This is a genomic window from Alteripontixanthobacter maritimus, assembly GCF_003340475.1.
Taxonomy (GTDB): Bacteria; Pseudomonadota; Alphaproteobacteria; order Sphingomonadales; family Sphingomonadaceae; genus Alteripontixanthobacter; species Alteripontixanthobacter maritimus.
Map to the genome: position 1 here is coordinate 1,271,344 of NZ_QBKA01000002.1, position 22,142 is coordinate 1,293,485.

Genomic DNA, 22,142 nt, shown 5'->3' on the forward strand with positions numbered 1-22,142 from the left:
GCGGTTTATCCAGGATGACGTTATGACAGCGATGACTGCCAGCTATCACCGGCAGGTTAAATTTGTGCAAGGGCAGCCGCGCGGCGACGGCGGCCCGTTCGACCGCGCGGAATGGTTCGAATTGCTGGCGGAAAGCGGCCAGGAACCGCTTGTCGTCTCTGCAGGCGATGCCGCCATGGCGCTGACCAGGGCGAATGGGCGGATCGAACCCTTGCGCAACTGGTACAGTTTCATCTGGCGGCCGCTCACCAATGACGTCGCGGCACTGACCGCCATTGTCGATGGCCTGAAAGCGCAGTCGCACCGTGTGACGTTGTGGCCCCTTCCCGATGAGGACGGCACGGCGTCCGCGCTCGAAGCAGCCTTTCGGGATACCGGCTGGAGCGTGCTGCGTGAACAATGCGACCATAATCATGTACTGGAAGTCGGCGGCCGCAGCTTCGATCAATATTGGGAAACGCGGCCCGGGCGGATGCGTACCACGCTGAAGCGCAAGGCGAAAAAGGTCGACGTCAACCTCCTGACGCAATTCGATAATGACGCCTGGGCGGATTACGAGGCCGTATACGCCGATAGCTGGAAGCCCGAGGAGGGCGATCCGGCATTCCTGCACGCCTTTGCCAAGGCGGAGGGGGCCGCGGGCCGGTTGCGGCTGGCCACCGCCTTCCATGACGGTGCGCCTGTCGCAGCGCAATTCTGGACGGTCGAAAACGGCACCGCATACATCCACAAGCTGGCCCATCTGGATGCGCACAAGGCGCTGTCGGCCGGCACCACGTTGAGTGCGGCGCTGTTCCGTCATGTCATCGACGAGGACCGTGTGAACCTTATCGATTTCGGAACAGGCAACGATCGTTACAAGCGCGACTGGATGGAGATCGACCGCCCGCGCTACCGGCTCGACTGCCTCGATCCGCGCCAGCCTGCCGCATGGTTGCCGCTTTTGAAGCGCAAGCTGCGTTCCCTGCCCGGCCTTGCGTCGCATCGGGCCGCTGGCTAAGGGCGGACGCCACACGCGCCGCGCACCGCCATTTTGGCTGTGCGATGCGGCCGGGGGGATGACAGGGAAGCGCTGCGATTATGACCGCAATGTCCAACAGCAACACCGATACCGCGGCCACGCGCGAACCTGTCGCCATGCCCGCTGTCGGGCAGAGCCGCGCCGAGATCGACCGCCTGTTGCGATCCGTCTTGTGCGATGTGCTTGGCCTCGACAAAGCCGATGTAGACGAGTTCGATGCCGATACCGGCCTGTTCGGCCATTTGCCGGAGCTTGATTCCATGGCCGTCGCTGGCCTTCTTACCGAGATCGAAGACCGGATCGATATCGTGATCGAGGATGACGACGTGGATGGCGAAATGCTGGAAACTTATGGCGGTCTCCTCGCCTTCACGGAAGGCAAGGTTGCGGAGCGCTGATTGCGCGGTCGCAGAGGGTCCTCGATGTTTACGACATGGCCCTGCCCTGCAAACGACGGCACAATTGCCGATGAGCTGCTGACCGGCTTCGACAAGAAGCGTGAACACCGCCTGCTGGTGCTGCCACCGCTGTTCGAAGAACATAACAAGTTTCGCCGCCAAACCGTTGAAATCATGCGGCGACTTGATCTGAGCGGGGTCGATTCAGCCTTGCCCGATCTTGCCGGACAAAATGAAAGCAAGCGTTTGCTGGCTGAAGAAACGTTGTCCGGCTGGATGGTGGCAATTCGCGCAGCAGCGAATGCCTTCGGCGCGACGCATGTTTTCGCACTGCGCGGCGGGGCCTTGCTGGCTCCCGCCGATCTGCCCGGCTGGCTTTACGCCCCGACTGATGGGGCGAAGATCCTGCGCGGCATGCTGCGCGCCCGGACCATTGCGGCGAAGGAAGCCGGGCGTTCGGAAACGCGGGATGATCTGGCGGAGACCGCGCGCATCGAAGGAATGGAGCTCGGCGGTTGGCACATCGGCGCGCAGATGTTCCGAGAACTGGAAGCGGCTACCGTCGCGCCCGATGCGGTGCAGGCCGTGATCGACCAGTCCGTCATTGGCGGCGCGGGCCTGTGGCTGCGGGCGGAGCCGGACGACGATCCCGAACAGGCGGACGCCCTTGCCGCGATCATCGCCATCGGCCTGCATCAGGAAAGCGGCGCGGGCGCATGAACCGGCTGCACCTCACGTTCAATTGCGGCAGCACCGCCTGCGCCGGAACGCTGGACACGGCGCCGGGTACGACCGGGCTGTTGCTGGTCAGCGGCGGCAACGAGATCCGCAGTGGCGCGTTCGGCGGGCAGGCCTTGTTGGCAACCCACATCGCCCGATCCGGCTTCCCCGTCTTCCGCTTCGACCGGCGCGGTGTGGGCGATAGCGACGGCGAAAACCGCGGCTTCCTGAGCGCGGGGCCCGATATTGTGGCCGCGCTCGATGCATTCCGCGCACTCGCTCCGCAAATGGACCGCGTGGTCGCGATGGGCAATTGCGACGCCGCAAGTGCTTTGATGTTGGCAGGCGGTGCCGGGGCTGATGCTTTGGTACTGAGCAATCCGTGGACGATCGAAAGCGATGCCACCACCGGCGAAGCGGACGACACTCTACCCCCTTCCGCCGTCCGGTCGCGCTATTTGAAGAAACTGGCCAGCCCGCGTGAAGTTGGTCGGCTGCTACGCGGCGGGGTGAATTTGCGAAAACTTGCCGGCGGACTTAAGCAGGCCGCAAAGCGCAAGTCCGCGCCGACGTCGCTAGCGCAGGACATGGCGGCCGGCATCGCGTCGTTCGAAGGCCCGGTGCGTATCCTGCTGGCGGGTGAAGACCGCACGGCGCAAGCGTTCGTCGATAGCTGGCCTGCCGATGACACGCGCATTGTCACTTGTGATGGAGCCACCCATGCGTTTGTCGAACCGGACGCACGCGACTGGCTGCGCTGTCAGGTGGTGGCCGCGTTGCGGTCCGCGAAATAGAGTTCAGTCGCGTGTGAAGTAGCTGGCCAGTTCGACATGGGTCGACCAGCGAAACTGGCCAACCGGGCGCACTTCCCGGCATACGAAACCTGCATCGACCATACGCTTGGCATCACGCGCCCAGCTGGCTGGATTGCAACTGACATAGACCACGCGGGCCAATTTGCTTTCGGCGATCTGGTCCACCTGTTCGCGCGCGCCGGCCCGGGGCGGATCGAGCAGCGCGGCGTCGAAGCGGTTCAGTTCCTCCGCGCGCAACGGATTGCGGAACAGGTCGCGGTGCAGCGAATGGACCGGCCGGCCATACGCCCGCGCCGCGCTTTGGCAGGCGAGGTGCGTATCGCGCGCCGCTTCCACCGCCAGAACCTTGGTCTTGTCTGCCAGCGCGAAGGCGAAGGTGCCCAATCCCGCGAACAGATCCGCCACCGTCGCGGCGTCGCCTATCCAGTCCTGCGCCGCGGCGAGCAAGGCCCGCTCCCCGTCGCGTGTAGCCTGCAGGAACGCACCGGGCGGCAGCGGGACAGGTACGCCCGACAGGGTGATCGTAACCGGCTCCGGCTCCCAACTGGTTTCCGGCCCATAACCCTGATCTAGCGACAGCCGCGCCAGCCCGTTGTCGCGCGCGAAATCGAGCATCGCCTCGGTCTGTTCCAGCCCCTCGACCTGCAGGTTCCGGATCGCGCAATCGACGCCTCCATCCGCCAGCGTCAGGTCTATATCGGCTGCGTATTTCCCGCCCCGTGCAGACAGCATCGCGCGCAGCGGCGTGACCAGCGCGAACAGGTCTGGATGCAGCACATGGCATTCGGTAATATCGACCAGCCTGTGCGATCCCGCTTCGCGAAACCCGACCTGCGCTCGCCCGCCGCCATTGACGGCATGAAGTGTCGCCCGTCGCCGACTGAACGGCGGCGACATCTGCGCCGGCTCGATCGCAAGCGGTTCGATGCCCTGCTTGCGCGCGGCGGTCAGCACCCGGTCCGTGACGAAGTCTGCCAGCACCGCATCGTCCGCATGCTGCAACTGGCATCCGCCGCAACGTCCGAAATGGCGGCAAGGTGGGCAGGCGTGGTGCGGGCCGGGTTCGATCGTGCCATCTTCGCTGACGACATCGCCGGTAACCGCTCCTGCGATATGGCGGCCCGACGCTGTCACGCCCTCCCCCTTGGCAGCGATTCGAATAATGGGTTCAGTCATAGAAATTGCTTCATGGCTCGGCGCACATGCGCGGCCAGCCGGGACGATGAAAACGAAGGACCAGCCAGCTCGGCCGCCTCGTGATGCAGATAAACCGCCTTACTCGCCGCGCGATAGGCCGATGCGCCGCCAGCCATTCGCGCCGCGCAGATACCGGCCAACACATCGCCGCTGCCAGCCACGGACAGCCAGCTCGAACCGGGCGGGAACAGTCCGGTCCGCCCATCCGCACACAGCACTGTTCCGCATCCCTTCGCCAATACCGCCGCGCCGGTTTGCTGCGACAGAGCGCGTGCGCGTTCCAGCCTTGTGTCGCCCTTCGCACCGAAAGCCTTGGCTAACGCCGCCAGTTCGCCGTCATGCGGAGTAAGCAGGATGCACGCGGGGTCGATGGTCGCCAGCGTTTCAGGTCCAAGCAAATGCAGCGCATCGGCATCGATCACCAGCCTATGCCGGCTGTCCAGCGCGTCGGCCAACCGAGCGCGCGCTTTGCGGTCCCGCCCAAGCCCCGGACCGATCAGCACCGCCCCGATGCGCTCGTCCGACAACGCTTCTTCCAGAGACTGCTCGTCCAGCACAAGATCGGCGGGGGCGGCCGGGTGCGAGTGCTCGGCCAGCAATTTCACATAGCCCGCACCCGCGCCCATAGCGCCCTGCGCAGACAACAACGCCGCGCCCGGCATCGCACCCGCGACCACCGCGACCAGTCCGCGGCTGTATTTGTGCGCACCGGTTGCAGGAGGCTCGATGATCGGCGTGCCGACAAGCTCCGTACCGCTATCGGCCGGTTCGATACCGATATCGATCAGCCGCAACTTGCCCATCCGGTCCTGTCCCGGCCCGGTCCAGTGCGCGGGTTTCCAGGCTCCCAATGCGAACGTCGCATCATACGGAGCAACATCGTTCAGCAGCTCGCCCATATCGGCGGCGATACCGCTGGGCAGATCGACCGCCACGCCGATATCGTGCACAGCGCGTAATTGTGCCGCTGCATCGGCCAACACGTTATCGATCGGGCGCGACAATCCGCTTCCGAACAGGCAATCAACAAAAGTTGCACCCGATGCAGGTTCGAACTTCTCCGCCAGCGGACCTCGATATGTGTCGCGCGCGGCCTTCGCAGGTGGAGTGGCTGGCGCAAAGGGTGCGATGACTTTGACCGGCAGTCCGCGCGTATGCAGGGTCGCCGCAATCACATACCCGTCGCCGCCATTATTGCCCGGCCCGCACAGGACGGTCACGGACCGGCCCGCTGCCATGCGCCAGATCCATTCCGCCACACCGCGTCCAGCACGGTCCATCAGCTCGGTTTCGGAAATGCCCGCCGCGATCAGCTTGCGCTCCGCATCGCGCATCTGTCCGGCGGTCAGGATCTGGTTATGCACCGCCATTCCCAGCGGCTGGATCAGCTGATTTCGCACGGGCGGGGAAGCGGTAGCGGTCGCCGTCGATGGCGATTTCCAGCATTCCGTCAGCATAGGACTGCGCGGCCGTGTCCGCGCCATCGGCGGCGGCCAGCCCCTTGCCATCGGGCAAGCGATCGAAGCGGCGCAATCCGCCATCGGGGTGGCGCACCACGACTTGCGCGCCGTCATCGCTTGCGACCTCTTCGATCGTGCAGATCGCGGCAAACTGGCTGCCTTCGCCGATGGCGCATTCAATGCGCTCTAGTGCGGCAACCCGTTCAGCATCCGCTTCGCGCGCCTGTTCGGTTTCACTTTGCGAGCAGGCGACCAAGGTCAAAGCCAATGCGACGGACGCGAAACCGCGCATCACCGGCGCTTCAACTGTGTAACGTCGCGCACTGCGCCAAGCGCCGCGCTGGTGGTCATCGCGGCATAGGCCTGCAGAGCGGGTGACACTTTGCGCGGACGGTCCTTCGCTGGTTGCCAGGCGGCATCGCCCTTCGCCTCCATAGTCGCGCGCCGACGCGTCAGCTCTTCGTCCGACACATCCAGATCGACCGTCCGGTTCGGAATGTCGATGCGGATCGTGTCACCTTCCTCGACCAGCGCGATAGTGCCGCCTTCCGCTGCCTCGGGTGAGGCGTGGCCGATGGACAGGCCCGACGTTCCGCCCGAAAACCGCCCATCGGTCAGGAGCGCGCAGGCCGCGCCCAGCCCTTTCGATTTGAGGTAGCTTGTCGGATACAGCATTTCCTGCATTCCCGGCCCGCCGCGCGGCCCTTCATAGCGTATCACGACGACATCACCCGCCACCACTTCGTCCGCCAGAATTGCGGCCACCGCATCGTCCTGGCTTTCGAACACCCGCGCGGGGCCGGTGAAGGTGAGGATGCTCTCATCCACCCCGGCGGTCTTCACAATGCAGCCGTCGCGCGCGATATTGCCCGACAGCACGGCCAGCCCGCCATCCTGGCTGAACGCGGCTTCCTTGCTGCGGATGACGCCTTTTTCGCGGTCGGTGTCGAGGCTTTCCCAGCGGCGCGACTGGCTGAAAGCGGTCTGGGTCGGCACCCCGCCCGGCGCTGCGGAATAGAATTCGCGCACCTTGCCATTATTCGTGCGGCTGATGTCCCAATCGTCCAGCGCATCGGCCATGGTCGGGCTGTGCACTGTCGGCAGCGCGGTGGTCAGCAGCCCTGCCCGGTCGAGCTGGCCTAGGATCGCCATGATCCCGCCGGCGCGGTGGACGTCCTCCATATGCACGTCGTCCTTCGCCGGTGCGACCTTGGACAGGCACGGCACACGGCGCGACAACCGGTCAATATCTGACATGGTGAAGTCCACCCCGGCCTCGTGCGCGGCGGCCAGCAGATGCAGGACGGTGTTGGTCGATCCGCCCATCGCGATATCCAGGCTCATGGCGTTTTCGAACGCTTCGAAGCTGGCGATGCTGCGAGGCAGGACGCTAGCATCGTCCTCCTCGTAATGACGCTTGGCCAAGGTCACGATCAGCCGGCCCGCCCGCTCGAACAAAGCCTTGCGATCCGAATGCGTAGCCAGGACGGAGCCATTGCCCGGCAGCGAGAGCCCCAGCGCCTCGGTCAGGCAGTTCATGGAATTGGCGGTGAACATGCCGGAACACGATCCACAGGTCGGGCAGGCGGCGCGCTCGATATCGGTGACCTGTTCGTCGGTATACCTGTCGTCGGCAGCTGCAACCATCGCATCCACCAAATCGAGCGCCTTTTCCTTGCCATCGACCACCACCTTGCCGGCTTCCATCGGGCCGCCGGATACGAACACGGCCGGGACGTTGAGGCGCATCGCGGCATTCAGCATTCCCGGCGTAATCTTGTCGCAATTGGAAATGCACACCATCGCATCGGCGCAATGGGCGTTGACCATATACTCCACGCTGTCCGCGATAAGATCGCGACTGGGGAGCGAATAGAGCATTCCGTCATGCCCCATCGCGATCCCGTCATCCACCGCTATGGTGTTGAATTCCTTGGCAACTCCGCCTGCCGCCTCGATCTCACGCGCGACCAATTGGCCCAGATCCTTCAGATGCACATGGCCCGGCACGAACTGGGTGAAGCTGTTGACCACGGCGATGATCGGCTTGCCGAAATCGCCGTCCTTCATGCCGGTTGCGCGCCACAAGCCGCGCGCACCCGCCATGTTGCGGCCGTGAGTGGTGGTGCGGGAACGATAGGCAGGCATGGCGGGCTCCGGATGGGTGCGCTTGAGCGGACACTCTACCGCAAGCGGCGCGCCAGCCTAAGCACAAAACTGTTGGCGGCGTCCTAGCTACTCTTCATCGCCAGCGCTGTGCGGTTCGCGACATCGGCGATCAAGGCTGCCCAGCGCGCCTGCTCGGCCTTGGTAGCGAGCAAATCCTGCCTGATTTCGATGGTGAGGTAGGGGCGACCGTGCGCCTCGGCATGCCGGTCCATCGTGGCGTTCAGCTGCTTGCCGGAATATGGCTCGTTATCGCCCACCGTCAGCCCTTCGGCCGCGAACATCCGCATCGCGTGGAGCGCGGCGCGGTCATCCTGATTGTATAGCAGTGCAACTTCCCAAGGGCGCGGCTCTCCGGTCGTTTCCAGCTTGGGCGTGAAGCTGTGCAGCGCCACGATCAGTTCGGGGCGTGCATCGTCCAGCCAATTGGCCAGCGCGTCGTGATAGGGGCGGTGATAGCTCGCCAACCGGCTTTCGATATCGGCGCCGATATTGCCCGCGATCAGGTGTCCGTCGCTGTTGATCGGGACGACCGCATCTTCGTCCTCGCGCCGGTGTAAGTCGCATACCAGGCGGCTGACGCAGGCGATATGCGCGGGGATCGCGTGACGGCGGGCAAGCCGGTCGGCCACGCCCCCCACTCCGATATCGACGCCGATATGCGTTTCGACGAGCGATTGCGGCACGCCCAAAGGCACATCGTCCGGAACGTAGCTGCTCGCATGGTCCGCAAGACAGACGATACCGCCGGGTCGCGGTACGCCGACCTGGCGAAAGGGCAGTCCATCAATCATGTCGGGCAGTCATCTGAGATTTCCAGTCATTTGCCACCAGTCGGGATGCGCCCGGGCGACGGTTTCCGCCACCTCGAGCATGACGTCATGGCGTTCGTAAATTGCGAAACAGGTTGCCCCCGATCCCGACATTCGCGCCAGCAATGGCCCGGTCCGGTCAAGCGCGGTCAATATTTCGGCGATCGGCGGACATAGGCTAATCGCGGCAAGTTGCAGATCGTTCCGGCCGGCAAGGGCAATTTGCGACACAGGCCCCTTCGTCAGCGGTCCGCGATCGGTCCCGTCCCATGCGGCGAATACCGGACCCGTCGAAAGCGGTATGCGCGGATTGACAAGCAATACTGGCAGTCCCGTCCAGTCGCTTGCCACGGGCTCAAGCACGGTGCCGGTTCCGCGCCCGATACAGGTCGTGCTGGCGACACAGGCCGGGACGTCTGCGCCAAGCGACGCGGCGCGATCCTGCCAACCGTCGGGCAGTCCCTGCAGGGCCTTTACAATTCTGAACACTGCGCCCGCATCGGCCGACCCGCCGCCCAGCCCTGCGGCAACGGGCAGCGCCTTGTCGAGCGTGATGGCAAGACCGTTAGGACGGGGCAGTTTTCCCAACGCCCGCATTACCAAATTATCAAACGGATCAATCGGTTGCTGGGCGAACTCGCCAACAGTTGTAAGTGAGTCCTGCTCGGCGATGCCGGCTGTCAGCGTATCGCCACTATCGACGAATGCGAAGACCGTCTCCAGCTCGTGATACCCGTCGTCGCGCCGCGCGCGGACGTGCAGCGCGAGGTTGATCTTCGCGTAAGCCGTTTCGCGCATGTTAAATCCTCCCCCATCGGGGGAGCGGGACCACGAAGTGGTGGAGGAGCAGGCGGTTCATGGAATGACTTTCGGTAGCGGCGCTCATTCGAAGGTGCCCCTCCACCATCCTGTGGATGGTCCCCCTCCCCGTTTTGGGGAGGATTACATGTTTGGATAATTCGGTCCGCCGCCGCCTTCGGGTGTTGTCCATTCGATGTTCTGGTTCGGGTCCTTGATGTCGCAGGTCTTGCAGTGGACGCAGTTCTGCGAGTTGATGACAAATTCGGGCTTGCCCTCCTCGACACCGACCCATTCATATACACCCGCAGGACAATAGCGTGTCGACGGGCCGCCATAGACTTCCAGCTCGCTTGTGCGCTGCAGTTCGCGGTCGCATACTTTCAGGTGGCTCGGCTGGTCTTCGGCGTGGTTGGTGTTCGACAGGAACACGCTGGACAGCCGGTCAAAGCTGATGACGCCATCGGGCTTGGGATACTGGATCGGCCGAAACAAGTCGGCGCGACCGGTATGCAGATGGTCGGGCTTGTGCTTCATCGCGATCGGCAGGCCGATCTTCAGCTGCCGCATCCACATGTCGATCCCGGCGATCACGGTGCCGATATCGCCGCCATATTTGGCAACGGCCGGCTGCGCGTTCTGGACTTTCTTCAGCTCGGTGGCGATCCAGCTTTCGCGCAAATTCGCGTCGTAATCGGCCAATTCAGTGTGTTCGGCGCCACTCGCAATGGCCGCCGCGACGCTTTCCGCCGCCAGCATCCCCGATTTCATGGCAGTGTGGCTGCCCTTGATCCGCGGCACGTTCACGAAGCCCGCAGCGCAGCCGATCAGCGCCCCACCCGGAAAAGCGAGCTTCGGCACGGACTGCCAGCCGCCTTCATTGATGGCCCGCGCGCCGTAGGCCACGCGCTTTCCACCTTCGAGAATTTCGCGAACCTTGGGATGTTCTTTCCACCGCTGGAATTCCTGGAAGGGTGAAACGTACGGATTGGCGTAATCGAGCGCCGTCACGAAGCCCAACGCCACCTGTCCGTTCGCCTGGTGGTAGATGAACCCGCCGCCCCAGCTCTCGCTTTCGGAAAGCGGCCAGCCCTGCGTGTGGATGACGCGGCCCGGCTCATGATTTTCGGGCGCGACATCCCACAATTCCTTCACGCCCAGGCCATAGACCTGCGGCTGGCAGTCGGCTTCCAGATCGAAGCGTGCCTTCATCTTCTTTGTGAGGTTGCCGCGCACACCCTCTGCAAACAAAGTATATTTCGCCTCGATCTCCATGCCCGGCTGGAAATCGCCCTTGCGGCTGCCGTCTTCGGCGATACCCATGTCCTGCGTGACAACGCCCGTCACCGCGCCGGCATCGTTCAGCATGACTTCCGATGCGGGGAAGCCCGGAAATACCATCACGCCCAGCTCTTCCGCCCGCTCCCCCAGCCAGCGGGTTAGGTTGGCGAGGCTGACTGTGTAGGTGTTCTTGTTGTTCATGAATGGCGGCATCATGATGTGGGGCATTTCCCACTTGCCGCCCTTCGACAGCATCCAGTGCTGGTTGTCCGTAACCGGCACTTCGCCAAGCGGGCAATCGGTTTCGCGCCAGTCCGGGATCAACTCGTCCATTGCGCGCGGATCGACCACCGCGCCCGACAGGATGTGCGCCCCGATTTCGGAACCCTTCTCCAGCACCACGACTTCCAGATCCTCATTGATCTGTTTGAGCCGGATCGCGGCGGCAAGGCCGGCCACTCCGCCGCCGACGATGACGACGTCGCACGGCATGGATTCGCGTTCGATGGGTTCCTGATTGGGTTCGGGGCTCATCCTAGGCTTCTTTCTCTTGTCTGCCCGGCCATCGTGCATGCGGCACCGTGGCGGGTTCGATCGTGTTGGTAATGCCTTGATTGACACGCTTTGAGAGGTCAAGACCCGCCCGGATGACGATGCCGCCCCAAACCACCCCGCCAAAGCCCGACCTGGCTGAACAGATCGCTGCCGCGCTCGACTGGTGGCGCATGGCCGGGGTGGATCAGGATTACAGCGATAACGCTACGGAATGGCTTGCCCAGGCTGATACTGAGACACGCGGCGCAGCGGCTTCCGAAGTCGGCCAGTCTGCGGGTTCCGATGTCCGGAAACCTGCAACTATTGCCGCGCCACCTCCACCCCCAAAGATTGGCGGGAAGCCCGATACCTGGCCAGAAACACTGGAAGAATTCGCCTCATGGTGGTTGGCAGAGCCTTCTCTGGCACCCGGCGATCCGGCCAAACGTGTCGCCCCGCGTGGCAGCAATGGCGCAGAACTGATGGTGCTGGTGGCACATCCCGAGGCCGGCGACAGCGATACGCTGCTATCGGGACCTCATGGCATCATGCTGGCGGCCATGCTGAAGGCCATGGATATCGCCGCAGCCGATACTTATGTGGCCAGCGCCCTGCCCCTCACCATGCCGATGCCTGACTGGGAGCATCTGGCCGAGGCGGGTATGGGTTCGGTGCTGGCCCGCCATGTCGGTCTGGTGCAGCCCAAACGGCTCGTTGTTTTCGGGCGCGGCATTCTGCCGCTGCTATCACACGGTGCGGCGCAAGACGCTGCTTCGGTGCGCGAATTCCTCCATGATTCAGGTGCAAGCAAGGGGAGAACCCCGACGCTGGTCGCCGAAGGGTTGGATGTGTTGCTGGCACGCGCTCCGGCCCGCGCACGTTTCTGGCATCGCTGGCTCGATTGGACAAAATAACTGCCATGATTTCAAAAGCTCGTATGGACCGCTTGAAACTGGGCGCGATCGGCGCGGCGATGAGTTGCGCGGTTCTACCGATGCTCGCCCCGGTCGCCGCATCGGCACAGGATTCCGCCAATTACTTCCGCGCCCGCGCGCAGGCTGCGGCTCTGCCTCAGGTGCTAAGCAACGAGGATCGCAGCTATTACCGAAGCGTGTTCGCCGCGATCGACGATCGCAACTGGTCGCGGGTGGACAGTCTGCTGGCGCAGCGCGCCGATGGTCCGCTGCATCAGGTCGCGCGCGCCGAGTATTTTCTTCACGCCGACAGTCCGCGCGTCGAACTGCCACAGATCGAGGCTTGGCTGGCGAGCGGCACGCACCTTCCACAGACGCAGCAGATCATCGGACTGGGCGAGAAGCGCGGGCTGGCTTACGCCCCGTCGCTGCCGCCGCAGCAGGGGTTTGCCCGGCAACCATCCGCCACGAAGCGGATCCGGCCCCGCACGATCCGTGACGGCACGATGCCCGACGGTACGCGCAGCGCCATTCTGGACCGGATCAAGAATGACGATCCCGACGGCGCGCGGCTGCTGCTGGATGGTATCGACAGCCTGCTGAGCTCCGATGCGCGCGCCGAATGGCGGCAGCGGATCGCGTGGTCCTATTATATCGAGAACGACGATCCTGCCGCATTGGCCATGGCGTCCACGGTGCGCGAGGGCACCGGTGCCTGGGTCGCGGAAGGCGACTGGGTCATGGGCCTGGCTGCGTGGCGGCTGAACGATTGCGAGCAGGCGGCGTCCGGCTTCCAGCGTGCGGCACGCGGAGCGGTCAATCCCGAACTCGCGGCGGCGGCGCATTATTGGGCCGCGCGCGCCTATGTCCGGTGCCGTTACCCAGAAAACGCCGCCGAGGAACTGCGCGGCGCGGCTGCCATGCACGAAACGCTTTACGGAATGCTGGCGCGCGAACAGCTGGGGCAGGAACTGCCGGACGAGGCAAGCACGCCCGACTTCACCACTGCAGACTGGCAACGCCTGCAGGGCAGCGCCAATGTCCGCACGGCTGTCGCATTGTCACAGGTCGGGCAGGAAGCGGTGGCCGACCAAGTGTTGCGGCACGAGGCGCGCATCGGGCCGGCGCAGAATTACGATGCGCTGGGGCGGTTGGCGCGCGAACTGGGAATGCCTGCGACACAGCTATGGATGGCGCATAACGCACCCTATGGCGCTCAGACGGAACCGGCGTTGCGCTTCCCCGTGGCCCGGTGGGAGCCAGTCAACGGGTGGAAAGTCGATCCCGCACTCGCCTATGCACACACGCTGCAGGAATCGAATTTCCGCCCCGCTGTTGTCAGCCCGGCGGGCGCGCGCGGACTGATGCAGATCATGCCGGCCGCCGCGCAGGACCATGCCGGGCGGTTGGGCGTGTCCGGCTCCGCCAGCAGCCTGTCCCGCCCCGAAGTCAATCTCGCCTTCGGGCAGCGGCATCTGGAGATGCTGCGCGATCATTCCTCCACGCAGGGCAAGCTGCCCAAGATCATGGCGGCCTATAATGCCGGGCTCACGCCTATCACGCGGTGGAACGGAGAGGTGCGCGATCAGGACGATCCGCTGCTTTACATGGAATCGATCCCCTATTGGGAAACGCGCGGCTACGTCGCGATCGTGATGCGCAATTACTGGATGTACGAACGCCAGGCGGGTGCCAGTTCCGAAACACGCGAAGCTTTGGCGCAAGGTCGCTGGCCGGGCTTCCCCGGTACGCAGGCCCGCCGCATGATGAGCGCGAATTGATGGTCCATAGCTGATGGCAATCGATGAAAGCCTGCCGTTTCGCCCGGTCCGCATCGCATTGCTCACCATCAGCGATACGCGCACTCCGGCAAACGATACCAGCGGCGACATTCTTGCAAAACGGATCGAGAATGCTGGGCATGTGGTGGCGAGGCGGGACATTGCGAAGGACGATCTGCACATCCTCGAACCGCTGCTGACCGACTGGATCGACGATGCGGGTATCGACGCGATTGTTTCAACCGGCGGGACCGGTCTGACCGGCCGCGATGTGACGCCCGAAGCCGTGGAGCGGCTCAAACACAGCCGCGATGCGCGCGATATACCCGGCTTCGGGGAGCTGTTCCGCTGGCTCAGCTTCAAGACCATCGGCACCAGCACCATTCAGTCTCGCGCCTGTGCGGTGGTAGCGCGCGGAACGTATATCTTCGCGCTTCCCGGCAGCAACGGCGCGGTGAAAGATGGTTGGGACGGCATTCTGGCAGAGCAGCTGGATAGCAGGAACCGCCCCTGCAACTTCGTCGATCTAATGCCCAGGCTGCGCGAAATATAACCCAGTTTAGCCTTGGCTTCTGGCCAATGTTCCCACTATGTTCCAAACATGGAACCTGTGTATCAGTCCCCGATTCGCGGTCGCGGCGCGCAAAGCGCCGGGGTACCGCAACGCTTCGGCCTCGCCGAACGGTCGGAAGATGGCGACTGGCGCGATCACATGGAATTGCTCGCCAATGCCGAGGGCGGGCCACCGGTCAAACTGCGCACCACTGTGACCGAGGAACATCCGAAGAGCATTCTGACCTTCAACCAGTCGCCCGACGTTCCGTTCGACCGGTCGATCAATGCCTATCGCGGGTGCGAACATGGCTGCGTCTATTGCTTCGCGCGCCCTACCCACGCCTATCACGATCTGTCACCCGGCCTGGATTTTGAAACGAAGCTGTTCGCCAAGCCAGGTGCTGCTGCGATGCTGCGCGAGACGTTATCGCGCCGGAAATACGTGCCCAAGCCGATCGCGATGGGGACCAATACCGATCCGTATCAGCCGATCGAGGACCGCTACCGGATTACACGCGAAGTGCTGGAAGTGTGCCTCGACACGCGCCATCCGGTCACCATCACGACCAAGTCCGACCGTGTGCTGGAGGATCTCGACTTGCTGGTCGAGCTGGCCGGGCGTCGGCTGGTCGCGGTCTCGATTTCCGTCACCACCCTCGATCCGGCGCTGTCCGGCATCCTCGAACCGAGGGCCGCCGCGCCCGCCAAGCGCCTGGCGGCATTGCGAAAACTCGTGGAAGCTGGAGTGCCTGCGCACTGTTTCGTATCGCCGGTGATCCCTGCGATAACCGACGAGTTCATGGAGTCGATAGTCACCGAGGCAGCTGCACTGAAGGTAGACGCCATCGGCTGGATCCCGTTGCGGCTGCCGCATGAGGTCGCGCCCCTGTTTCGCGAATGGCTCGGCGTCCATTTCCCCGACCGGGCGGGCAAGGTGATGAGCATCGTGCGCAGTATTCGTGGCGGGCGAGACAACGATCCCGACTTCTTCACTCGCTTCCGACCCAAAGGGGTTTGGGCCGACCTCTTCCGCGCGCGCTTCAACCTTGCCTGCAAACGCGCAGGGATCGGCGGCGGTATCGGCCGCAACCGGTTCGAACTGGACTGTACCGCATTTCGTAAACCAGCACAGGATGGCCAGATGCGGTTGTTATGAATCCGTCAAACCTCGTCCCCCGGTGTGATTTGCGCGATCACATGGCGCACAGTGCGATACAGCATCACCACCGTTGCAGCCAGAAGACCGACTACGACGACCGTTCCGGCATATATCGCTTCATACAAAATTGGATACCAACGTTCAGGCAATTGATCGAACTCGCCGGTAGGGAATACGAAGGTCAGCAGCAGGAGTAGGCTGGCAAGTAACGACCATACCGCAAGCCGGGCAATCCGTTCGATATTCGCATATATGTGGCTATCGAAATCATGGTCGGCACGGCGCACCATTCCAATTAGGGTCAGCATGAGCGCGAGCGTAGTCGCGGAAGCCGTCGCGCTGGCAGAGCCGAGATACAGTCCGGAACGCGACAGCGTTTCCAGCAGGACACGTGCTTCACCCGACCCGTACACCGAGCCGATCGCCAAACGCGCGCCATATCCCAGCAGCGCAAAAGCGGCGAAAGCAATACCAGGCCAAATCCATTGTTTCATCCGGCCTGCATGGCGGCAGACCGAAACTTCTCAAACCCATTAAATGATCGGTGCGCCGGATCGTTGTTTGTATCTGCCAAGTTCAATCGGTCCCACCATGATGCCATAGTCTGATCAAACTGGCCCCAACGACGCCGAAGGCACCATTACCCGAACGCGTCGCCTCCCTCACCCGGCGCAAAACGCACCAGCCGGCTATCCAGCAACGCAGCCGTGCGGTTCACCACAGCCAGCTTGTATTCCGGATCGGTAATCATTTCGAAGAAGGCGCCTGCCGCCGGGTATTGCGCGATGAAGCCGTCATGCCATTCCATCGCGTCCGGCCCGGTCACCACTGTTTCATAGGTACCGCGCCACATGATCGTGCCGCCCATGCGCTGGAAGATCGGGCCGCTGGTCTTGCCGTACTCCTCGTAGGCGCGCCGTCCGGACCATCCCTTCCCGGCATGTTCGTGCCCGGCGGGATAGTCCGCCTGCTCGCGGAACAGCAGCAGGTTCAGCATCGCGATCGGTCGGTCGCGTGGCAGGTCCTTGAACGCCTGGAAGTTCGCCGGGCTGGGATCGATGTAGCGGTTCACCCTACGCCTCCAGCACGTAATCGCTGAAACGCGCGCGCAAGTCCTTCTTGGAGATCTTGCCCGTTGCCGTGTGCGGAATGTCGTCCACGAATTCGACCGCGTCGGGCATCCACCACTTGGCCACCTTCCCATCGAGATAGGCGGTAACGTCGGATGCGGAAATATCACTGCCATCGCGGCGGACCACGAACAATACCGGCCGCTCGTCCCATTTAGGATGTGCCATGCCGATCGCGGCGGCCTCGTCAACGTCTGGATGTCCTACGGCCGCGTTTTCCAGCTCGACAGAGCTGATCCATTCCCCGCCCGACTTGATGACATCCTTCGTCCGGTCGGTCAGTTGCAGCGTGCCGTCCGGATGGATCACGCCGACATCTCCGGTGTCGAACCAGCCATCGGCATCCACGCAGTCTTCCTCCGCCTTGAAGTACCGCCTGATGACCCACGGTCCGCGAATCTGTAGCGCGCCCGAGGTTTTTCCGTCGCGCGGCAGTTCGGTGCTCATGTCGTCCAAGTCGACCGTGCGCAGTTCCACGCCGAAGATCGGGCGGCCCTGCTTCGCCACCATATCGACCTTCTGTTCGAACGACAGCTGGTCCCAGTCATGCGTCGGCGCGCCGACCGTTCCGATGGGACTGGTCTCCGTCATGCCCCAAGCGTGCGCAACGCGGGTGCCGTTCTTCATCAGCCGCTCGATCATGAAGCGCGGCGCGGCGCTGCCGCCGATGGTGGCCGATTTCAGTTTTGGCAGCGGCTTGTCCTGCGCATCGCAATACTGGAACGTGGCGAGCCAGACGGTCGGTACGCCGGCGCTGTCCGTTACGCCCTCACGCTCCATGAGGTCATACAGCACGGCAGGATCGTTCACGGCGGAAAAGACGAACTTCACCCCGGCCATCGCGCCCGACCATGGCAGTCCCCAGCTTGCCGCATGGAACATCGGCACCACCGGCAGCATGACGGACTGCGCGTTGAAGTCGAAAGCAGCCGGTTGCAGGCCGGAAAGCGCATGCAGCACGGTCGAACGATGCTCGTACAACACGCCCTTGGGATTGCCGGTCGTGCCACTGGTGTAACACAGCATGCAGGGGTCGCGCTCGTCCATCGCGGCCCATTCGGTGTCGCCGTCGTGTTCGCCGATCCAGTCTTCGAAGCCGACCCCGTCGAAGCCGGAGGGCGGATCGTAGCAGATGTAATGTTCGATACTGGTCCATTTATCGCGCATCTTGTCGATGATCGGCTGGAACGCCGCATCGTACAGCATCACGCGGTCTTCGGCGTGGTTCGCGATATATTCCAACTGGTCCTCGAACAGGCGCGGGTTGATGGTGTGGAGCACCCCGCCCGCTCCGGTGGCGCCGTACCAGCTGACCAGATGCCGCGAATGGTTCATGGCAAGCGTGGCGGTACGATCGCCCTTGCCGATGCCCAGTGCTTTAAGCGCCTGTACCATTTTCAGCGCGTCGCGGCGGATTTCGGCATAGTTGGTGCGGGTCTCGCTGCCGTCGGCCCAGTGCGTCACGACTTCGCGGCCGCCATGTTCGCGGGCGGAGTGATCGACCACCGCCGTCACCACCAGATCGTAATCCTGCATTCCGCCCATATCGCCCATCATCGCTCTCTCCGTTTTCTTTTGCCGGATATGTGCCTTGTGCAGGGCCGCGCGGCAAGCGGGAGTGTGCGTTTTGGGCCCCGATTAGCCTGCCGGTCAGGCTACAAGGCGCAAATTGGCAGAGCCTCGCTGAGGCTTGAGTTGCACATTGGCGAGGTCCGCGTGTTCGGTCAGCCGCTCGGCCAATTCGCCGTCCAATTCAAAGCCGCGACCAAGCCTGACGGTGGGCCACTCCGCCTCGTCCGCACTGGTGCGAATGCGCGCCAGCACCTCGCCATGACCGGCCGTGCCGGGTTGCAGATCTTGTTTCAAATCCGCCAGCGCCGCCTCGTTCAGCACATCGAGCGACAGGGTCATACGCGTGCCGCCCTTCACATCGTCCAGCTTGCGTGCGCCGCGGATCGTGGCGCGCGGCGGTTCGTCGGGGCTGGGGCTGTCGAGTTCCACGTTGATCAAGAGACACGCTCCGTCCTTCGCCCATTGTAGGAACGGTTCGACCAGCGCTTCTTCGAAACAGGCGGCGCTGAACTGGCCGCTGGTGTCGGACAGGTCGACGCGCACATAGTCCTTGCCGCGCTTGGTCTTGTTGCGGTGGGCGCCTTCCACCATGGCTGCCAGAACGGCGGGAATGCGCCCGGCACCAGCGCACGATTCCATCAGGCTGGCATGGCTGCGCGCCCCGTTGGCGCTGGCAACCGCGCGGTATTGCGCCACCGGATGGGCCGAGAAATAGAAGCCGAAATACTCCTTCTCATTGGCCATACGTTCGGCGCGGGACCACGGCGTGGCCGGTTTCAGGCGCAGCGTATCGTGCTTTTCCTCGTCATCCGGCCCACCGCCGAACAACCCGCCCTGCCCGCTCTCACGCTCGCGGATTGCGGCGTCGGCCACTGCCAGAAGGGTATCGGTGTTGGCATGAAGCAGTGCGCGGTCCGGCTCCAGCCGGTCGAACGTGCCCGCGCAGATCAGGCCCTGCAACTGGCGCGAGTTCATCGATCCCTGCGGCAGCCGCTCGCAAAATTGCTGGATATTCTCGAACCAGCCCGATGCCTCGCGTTCGGCCACGATATTGTCCATCGCCTTCTCGCCGACATTGCGGATGCCGGCCAAGGCATACCGGACCGCGAACCCCTCGTCGGTCTGCTCCACGGAAAATTCCGCTTCGGAACGGTTGATGTCGGGTGGTTCGACCGCGATTTCATTGCGCCGCGCATCGTCGACGAACACCGCCAGCTTTTCCGACTGGTGCATGTCGAAACACATGGAAGCGGCGTAGAATTCCTCCGGATAATGCGCCTTCAGCCAAGCGGTCTGGTAGGCGAGCAGCGCGTAGGCGGCGGCGTGCGATTTGTTGAACCCGTAGCCTGCGAACTTGTCGATCAAATCGAACAATTCGTTGGCCGGTTTAGCCGCGATACCGGATTCGGTCAGGCAGCCATCCACGAACCGTTGGCGCTGCGCATCCATCTCGGCCTGCACTTTCTTGCCCATCGCGCGGCGCAGCAGATCGGCGTCACCCAGCGAATATCCCGCCAGGATCTGCGCCGCCTGCATGACCTGTTCCTGATAAACGAAAATACCGTAGGTTTCTTCCAGAATGCCCGACAGCTTCTCATGCGGATAGGCAATCTCGACTTCGCCATTCTTGCGTTTGCCGAATAGCGGGATGTTGTCCATCGGACCTGGCCGGTACAGCGAAACGAGCGCGATGATATCCCCGAAAGCGGTCGGTTTCACCATCGACAACGTGCGACGCATCCCTTCGGATTCCAGCTGGAACACGCCAACCGTATTGCCCGATTGCAGCAGTTCGTAGACTTTCGGATCATCCCATGCCAGCTTCGAAAGATCGACCGAAAAGCCCCTGTTCTCAAGTAGATCGGTCGCTTTCTTCAGAACCGATAGCGTTTTCAGACCCAGGAAATCGAATTTGACCAGTCCGCTCGATTCCACATGCTTCATGTCATATTGCGTGACCGGCATGTCCGACCGGGGATCGCGGTAGAGCGGCACCAGCTGCGCCAGTGGCCGGTCGCCGATGACTACGCCGGCGGCGTGGGTGGAAGAATTGCGCGGCATCCCCTCGATCTGGAGCGCGAGATCGACCAACTTTTTCGTATCGTTGTCGTTTTCGTATTCGTCGCGGAATTCGCGTGCGCCGTTCAGCGCGCGCGGCAGCGTCCACGGGTCGGTCGGATGGTTCGGCACCATCTTGCACAGCCTGTCCACTCGGCCGTAGCTCAAGTCAAGAATGCGCCCGGTATCGCGCAGCACGGCGCGCGCCTTCAGCTTGCCGAAGGTGATGATCTGGGCAACGTGATCGTGGCCGTATTTCGCCTGCACGTAGCGGATGACTTCGCCCCGCCGGGTTTCGCAGAAATCGATATCGAAATCCGGCATCGACACGCGCTCCGGATTAAGGAACCGTTCGAACAACAGCCCAAGCCGGAGTGGGTCGAGATCGGTGATGGTCAGCGCCCATGCCACCACGGACCCGGCCCCGGAGCCGCGCCCTGGCCCCACCGGAATGTCCTGCTCCTTGGCCCATTTGATAAAGTCGGCAACGATCAGGAAGTAACCGGGGAACCCCATCGACACGATGACGTCGACTTCGAAATCGAGACGAGCCTTGTATTCGGCAACCTCCTCCAGGATCCCGCTGGCTTTCAGCTTGTCGAAAGACGGCCCCTCGCCACCCGGCGTCTCACCCGCAGGCAAGGCCAGGGCGTCCGCCAGTTCGGTGTGCACGGATTCGTCGTAATAGGGCTTCAACCGGTCCACCAGACCGTCCCGCGCGTCGTTCGCCAGCGCCTTCACTTCGCCTTCCAGATCGCCCGCAAGGCTCGGCAGGATCGGATCACGCAGCGGCGGCGCAAAGGCGCAGCGCTGCGCCACGACCATGGTGTTGGCCGTCGCTTCCGGCAGATCGGCGAAGCTTTCGCGCATCATCGGCGCAGATTTGACGAAGGCCTGCCGCGTGCTGCGCGGGCGCTCCTCCTCGAACACCTTGCGGCCCGATGCGATGCACAACATCGCGTCATGTGCCTCATGAAAATGCGGGTCGGCGAAATTGGCGGGATTAGTCGCCACCAGCGGCAGGTCGCGCGCATAGGCCAGCTCGATCAGTGCCGCCTCGGCCGCCTCCTCGGTGGCGTTTCCGCGTCGCGACAGCTCGACATACAGCCGGTCGGGGAACAGCGTCTGCAGCCGGTCCGCATGAGTGGCCGCATGGTCCATCTGACCGTCCGCCAGCAGCCGCGTGAGGCAACCTTCGTTCGCCCCGGTCAGGGCAATCAAACCATTGGTATGGCCTTCCAGCGCGGATAGCTGGACATGCGGCTCGAACTCCAGCGGACGTTCCAGATGCGCCGCGCTGACGAGGTGGCAGAGGTTGTTGTACCCGTCATTATCCCGCGCATATATCGGCAGATAATCGACTTGCTTGCCGGCATCGTCCCGCGCAATGCCGAGCAAGGTGCCGATGATCGGCTGCACCCCCTCGGCAAAACATGCCTTGGCAAACATGACCGCGCCATACAGCCCGTTGCGGTCGCAAATAGCGATTGCGGGGAAGCCCCGTTCCTTCGCCAGTTTCGCGATAGCCTTTGGGTCGATCGCGCCCTCCAGCATAGAGTAGCTGGACAAGATGCGGAGCGGGACGAAAGGAGCAAATGCCATGGGTAGGAATATGCGCCCTGCGCCGGGATTCGCCAAGGGGGTGACGTTGCTGTCCCCCTATTCTTCTACCCTCGTCATTCCCGCGAAAGCGGAAACCTAGGGTCGAACCGATGACATACACACTCTGGGTTCTCGCGTTCGCGGGAATGACGAATATAGGTAGCTTGCT

At 63.2% G+C, this 22,142-nt stretch carries 19 protein-coding genes; 8 read left to right on the forward strand and 11 right to left on the reverse strand.

What is annotated here, in order from left to right; genetic code table 11:
- Nucleotides 1-22 precede the first annotated feature (22 nt).
- The 4 genes from HME9302_RS06330 (at nucleotide 23) to HME9302_RS06345 (ending at nucleotide 2,933) form a co-directional block, all read left to right on the forward strand.
- A complete protein-coding gene (locus HME9302_RS06330) occupies nucleotides 23-1,000 on the forward strand; it encodes a GNAT family N-acetyltransferase (RefSeq protein ID WP_115366320.1) in 978 nt (325 codons plus the stop codon).
- A gap of 137 nt (nucleotides 1,001-1,137) precedes the next feature.
- The gene (locus HME9302_RS06335) at nucleotides 1,138-1,419 is read left to right on the forward strand and encodes a phosphopantetheine-binding protein (protein WP_115367529.1); all 282 of its coding nucleotides are present in this window, start codon (nucleotides 1,138-1,140) and stop codon (nucleotides 1,417-1,419) included.
- 24 nt (nucleotides 1,420-1,443) lie between these two features.
- Entirely contained in the window at nucleotides 1,444-2,139 is a 696-nt protein-coding gene (locus HME9302_RS06340; RefSeq protein ID WP_115366321.1) for a hypothetical protein, read from the forward strand.
- Complete coding sequence (locus tag HME9302_RS06345; RefSeq protein ID WP_115366322.1) at nucleotides 2,136-2,933, forward strand: hydrolase 1, exosortase A system-associated; 798 nt, start codon at nucleotides 2,136-2,138, stop codon at nucleotides 2,931-2,933. The genes HME9302_RS06340 and HME9302_RS06345 overlap by 4 nt, the downstream gene beginning before the upstream one ends.
- Nucleotides 2,934-2,936: 3 nt before the next feature.
- On the opposite strand, the gene HME9302_RS06350 is transcribed toward HME9302_RS06345, so the two are convergent.
- The 7 genes from HME9302_RS06350 to HME9302_RS06380 form a co-directional block, all read right to left on the reverse strand.
- On the reverse strand, nucleotides 2,937-4,130 hold the full coding sequence (locus HME9302_RS06350; protein WP_115366323.1) for a class I SAM-dependent RNA methyltransferase: 1,194 nt from the start codon (nucleotides 4,128-4,130) through the stop codon (nucleotides 2,937-2,939).
- Nucleotides 4,127-5,551 carry an NAD(P)H-hydrate dehydratase gene (locus tag HME9302_RS06355; protein ID WP_326833154.1) on the reverse strand — a complete coding sequence of 475 codons (1,425 nt, stop codon included), beginning with the start codon at nucleotides 5,549-5,551 and terminating at the stop codon, nucleotides 4,127-4,129. The genes HME9302_RS06350 and HME9302_RS06355 overlap by 4 nt, the downstream gene beginning before the upstream one ends.
- Entirely contained in the window at nucleotides 5,508-5,903 is a 396-nt protein-coding gene (locus HME9302_RS06360) for a hypothetical protein (RefSeq protein ID WP_115366324.1), read from the reverse strand. The genes HME9302_RS06355 and HME9302_RS06360 overlap by 44 nt, the downstream gene beginning before the upstream one ends.
- Nucleotides 5,903-7,759 carry a dihydroxy-acid dehydratase gene (gene ilvD, locus HME9302_RS06365; RefSeq protein WP_115366325.1) on the reverse strand — a complete coding sequence of 619 codons (1,857 nt, stop codon included), beginning with the start codon at nucleotides 7,757-7,759 and terminating at the stop codon, nucleotides 5,903-5,905. The genes HME9302_RS06360 and ilvD overlap by 1 nt, the downstream gene beginning before the upstream one ends.
- A gap of 83 nt (nucleotides 7,760-7,842) precedes the next feature.
- Nucleotides 7,843-8,571 (reverse strand): N-formylglutamate amidohydrolase, encoded by a 729-nt coding sequence (locus HME9302_RS06370; RefSeq protein ID WP_115366326.1) that lies wholly within the window; start codon nucleotides 8,569-8,571, stop codon nucleotides 7,843-7,845.
- Between the two features lie 9 nt (nucleotides 8,572-8,580).
- Nucleotides 8,581-9,387 carry a 4-(cytidine 5'-diphospho)-2-C-methyl-D-erythritol kinase gene (locus HME9302_RS06375; RefSeq protein ID WP_115366327.1) on the reverse strand — a complete coding sequence of 269 codons (807 nt, stop codon included), beginning with the start codon at nucleotides 9,385-9,387 and terminating at the stop codon, nucleotides 8,581-8,583.
- Between the two features lie 144 nt (nucleotides 9,388-9,531).
- Nucleotides 9,532-11,202, reverse strand: coding sequence for an electron transfer flavoprotein-ubiquinone oxidoreductase (locus tag HME9302_RS06380; RefSeq protein WP_230079895.1), 1,671 nt, complete (start codon nucleotides 11,200-11,202; stop codon nucleotides 9,532-9,534).
- 113 nt (nucleotides 11,203-11,315) lie between these two features.
- Between HME9302_RS06380 and HME9302_RS06385 the strand changes: the two genes are divergently transcribed.
- From HME9302_RS06385 to HME9302_RS06400, 4 genes are read left to right on the forward strand one after another with little or no spacing between them, the layout of a single operon-like run.
- The gene (locus HME9302_RS06385) at nucleotides 11,316-12,116 is read left to right on the forward strand and encodes a hypothetical protein (RefSeq protein ID WP_115366328.1); all 801 of its coding nucleotides are present in this window, start codon (nucleotides 11,316-11,318) and stop codon (nucleotides 12,114-12,116) included.
- A 5-nt stretch (nucleotides 12,117-12,121) separates the two neighbouring features.
- Nucleotides 12,122-13,897, forward strand: a complete 1,776-nt coding sequence (locus HME9302_RS06390) for a lytic transglycosylase domain-containing protein (protein WP_407641317.1) — start codon at nucleotides 12,122-12,124, stop codon at nucleotides 13,895-13,897.
- 13 nt (nucleotides 13,898-13,910) lie between these two features.
- Nucleotides 13,911-14,450, forward strand: a complete 540-nt coding sequence (moaB, locus tag HME9302_RS06395) for a molybdenum cofactor biosynthesis protein B (RefSeq protein WP_115366330.1) — start codon at nucleotides 13,911-13,913, stop codon at nucleotides 14,448-14,450.
- Between the two features lie 48 nt (nucleotides 14,451-14,498).
- On the forward strand, nucleotides 14,499-15,608 hold the full coding sequence (locus HME9302_RS06400; RefSeq protein WP_115366331.1) for a PA0069 family radical SAM protein: 1,110 nt from the start codon (nucleotides 14,499-14,501) through the stop codon (nucleotides 15,606-15,608).
- Between the two features lie 5 nt (nucleotides 15,609-15,613).
- Here the strand turns inward: HME9302_RS06400 and HME9302_RS06405 are convergent, their stop codons facing one another.
- From HME9302_RS06405 to dnaE, 4 genes are all read right to left on the reverse strand, one after another.
- Nucleotides 15,614-16,105: a hypothetical protein gene (locus HME9302_RS06405; RefSeq protein ID WP_115366332.1), complete on the reverse strand. Its 492-nt coding sequence runs from the start codon at nucleotides 16,103-16,105 to the stop codon at nucleotides 15,614-15,616.
- Nucleotides 16,106-16,251: 146 nt separating this feature from the next.
- Nucleotides 16,252-16,683: a DUF1330 domain-containing protein gene (locus tag HME9302_RS06410; RefSeq protein ID WP_230079896.1), complete on the reverse strand. Its 432-nt coding sequence runs from the start codon at nucleotides 16,681-16,683 to the stop codon at nucleotides 16,252-16,254.
- Nucleotide 16,684: 1 nt separating this feature from the next.
- Entirely contained in the window at nucleotides 16,685-18,295 is a 1,611-nt protein-coding gene (locus HME9302_RS06415) for a long-chain fatty acid--CoA ligase (protein ID WP_115367533.1), read from the reverse strand.
- Between the two features lie 96 nt (nucleotides 18,296-18,391).
- Nucleotides 18,392-21,973: a DNA polymerase III subunit alpha gene (gene dnaE / locus HME9302_RS06420; protein ID WP_115366333.1), complete on the reverse strand. Its 3,582-nt coding sequence runs from the start codon at nucleotides 21,971-21,973 to the stop codon at nucleotides 18,392-18,394.
- Nucleotides 21,974-22,142: the final 169 nt, after the last annotated feature.

Excerpts from the sequence above, each read along its gene's own strand:
- HME9302_RS06400 (WP_115366331.1), top strand. The coding sequence starts at position 14,499 with ATGGAACCTGTGTATCAGTCCCCGATTCGCGGTCGCGGCGCGCAAAGC.
- HME9302_RS06340 (WP_115366321.1), top strand. The coding sequence starts at position 1,444 with ATGTTTACGACATGGCCCTGCCCTGCAAACGACGGCACAATTGCCGAT.
- HME9302_RS06375 (WP_115366327.1), bottom strand. The coding sequence starts at position 9,387 with ATGCGCGAAACGGCTTACGCGAAGATCAACCTCGCGCTGCACGTCCGC.
- HME9302_RS06405 (WP_115366332.1), bottom strand. The coding sequence starts at position 16,105 with ATGAAACAATGGATTTGGCCTGGTATTGCTTTCGCCGCTTTTGCGCTG.
- moaB (WP_115366330.1), top strand. The coding sequence starts at position 13,911 with ATGGCAATCGATGAAAGCCTGCCGTTTCGCCCGGTCCGCATCGCATTG.
- dnaE (WP_115366333.1), bottom strand. The coding sequence starts at position 21,973 with ATGGCATTTGCTCCTTTCGTCCCGCTCCGCATCTTGTCCAGCTACTCT.
- ilvD (WP_115366325.1), bottom strand. The coding sequence starts at position 7,759 with ATGCCTGCCTATCGTTCCCGCACCACCACTCACGGCCGCAACATGGCG.
- HME9302_RS06330 (WP_115366320.1), top strand. The coding sequence starts at position 23 with ATGACAGCGATGACTGCCAGCTATCACCGGCAGGTTAAATTTGTGCAA.
- HME9302_RS06335 (WP_115367529.1), top strand. The coding sequence starts at position 1,138 with ATGCCCGCTGTCGGGCAGAGCCGCGCCGAGATCGACCGCCTGTTGCGA.
- HME9302_RS06390 (WP_407641317.1), top strand. The coding sequence starts at position 12,122 with ATGATTTCAAAAGCTCGTATGGACCGCTTGAAACTGGGCGCGATCGGC.
- HME9302_RS06360 (WP_115366324.1), bottom strand. The coding sequence starts at position 5,903 with ATGCGCGGTTTCGCGTCCGTCGCATTGGCTTTGACCTTGGTCGCCTGC.
- HME9302_RS06370 (WP_115366326.1), bottom strand. The coding sequence starts at position 8,571 with ATGATTGATGGACTGCCCTTTCGCCAGGTCGGCGTACCGCGACCCGGC.
- HME9302_RS06345 (WP_115366322.1), top strand. The coding sequence starts at position 2,136 with ATGAACCGGCTGCACCTCACGTTCAATTGCGGCAGCACCGCCTGCGCC.
- HME9302_RS06350 (WP_115366323.1), bottom strand. The coding sequence starts at position 4,130 with ATGACTGAACCCATTATTCGAATCGCTGCCAAGGGGGAGGGCGTGACA.
- HME9302_RS06415 (WP_115367533.1), bottom strand. The coding sequence starts at position 18,295 with ATGGGCGATATGGGCGGAATGCAGGATTACGATCTGGTGGTGACGGCG.
- HME9302_RS06385 (WP_115366328.1), top strand. The coding sequence starts at position 11,316 with ATGACGATGCCGCCCCAAACCACCCCGCCAAAGCCCGACCTGGCTGAA.
- HME9302_RS06380 (WP_230079895.1), bottom strand. The coding sequence starts at position 11,202 with ATGAGCCCCGAACCCAATCAGGAACCCATCGAACGCGAATCCATGCCG.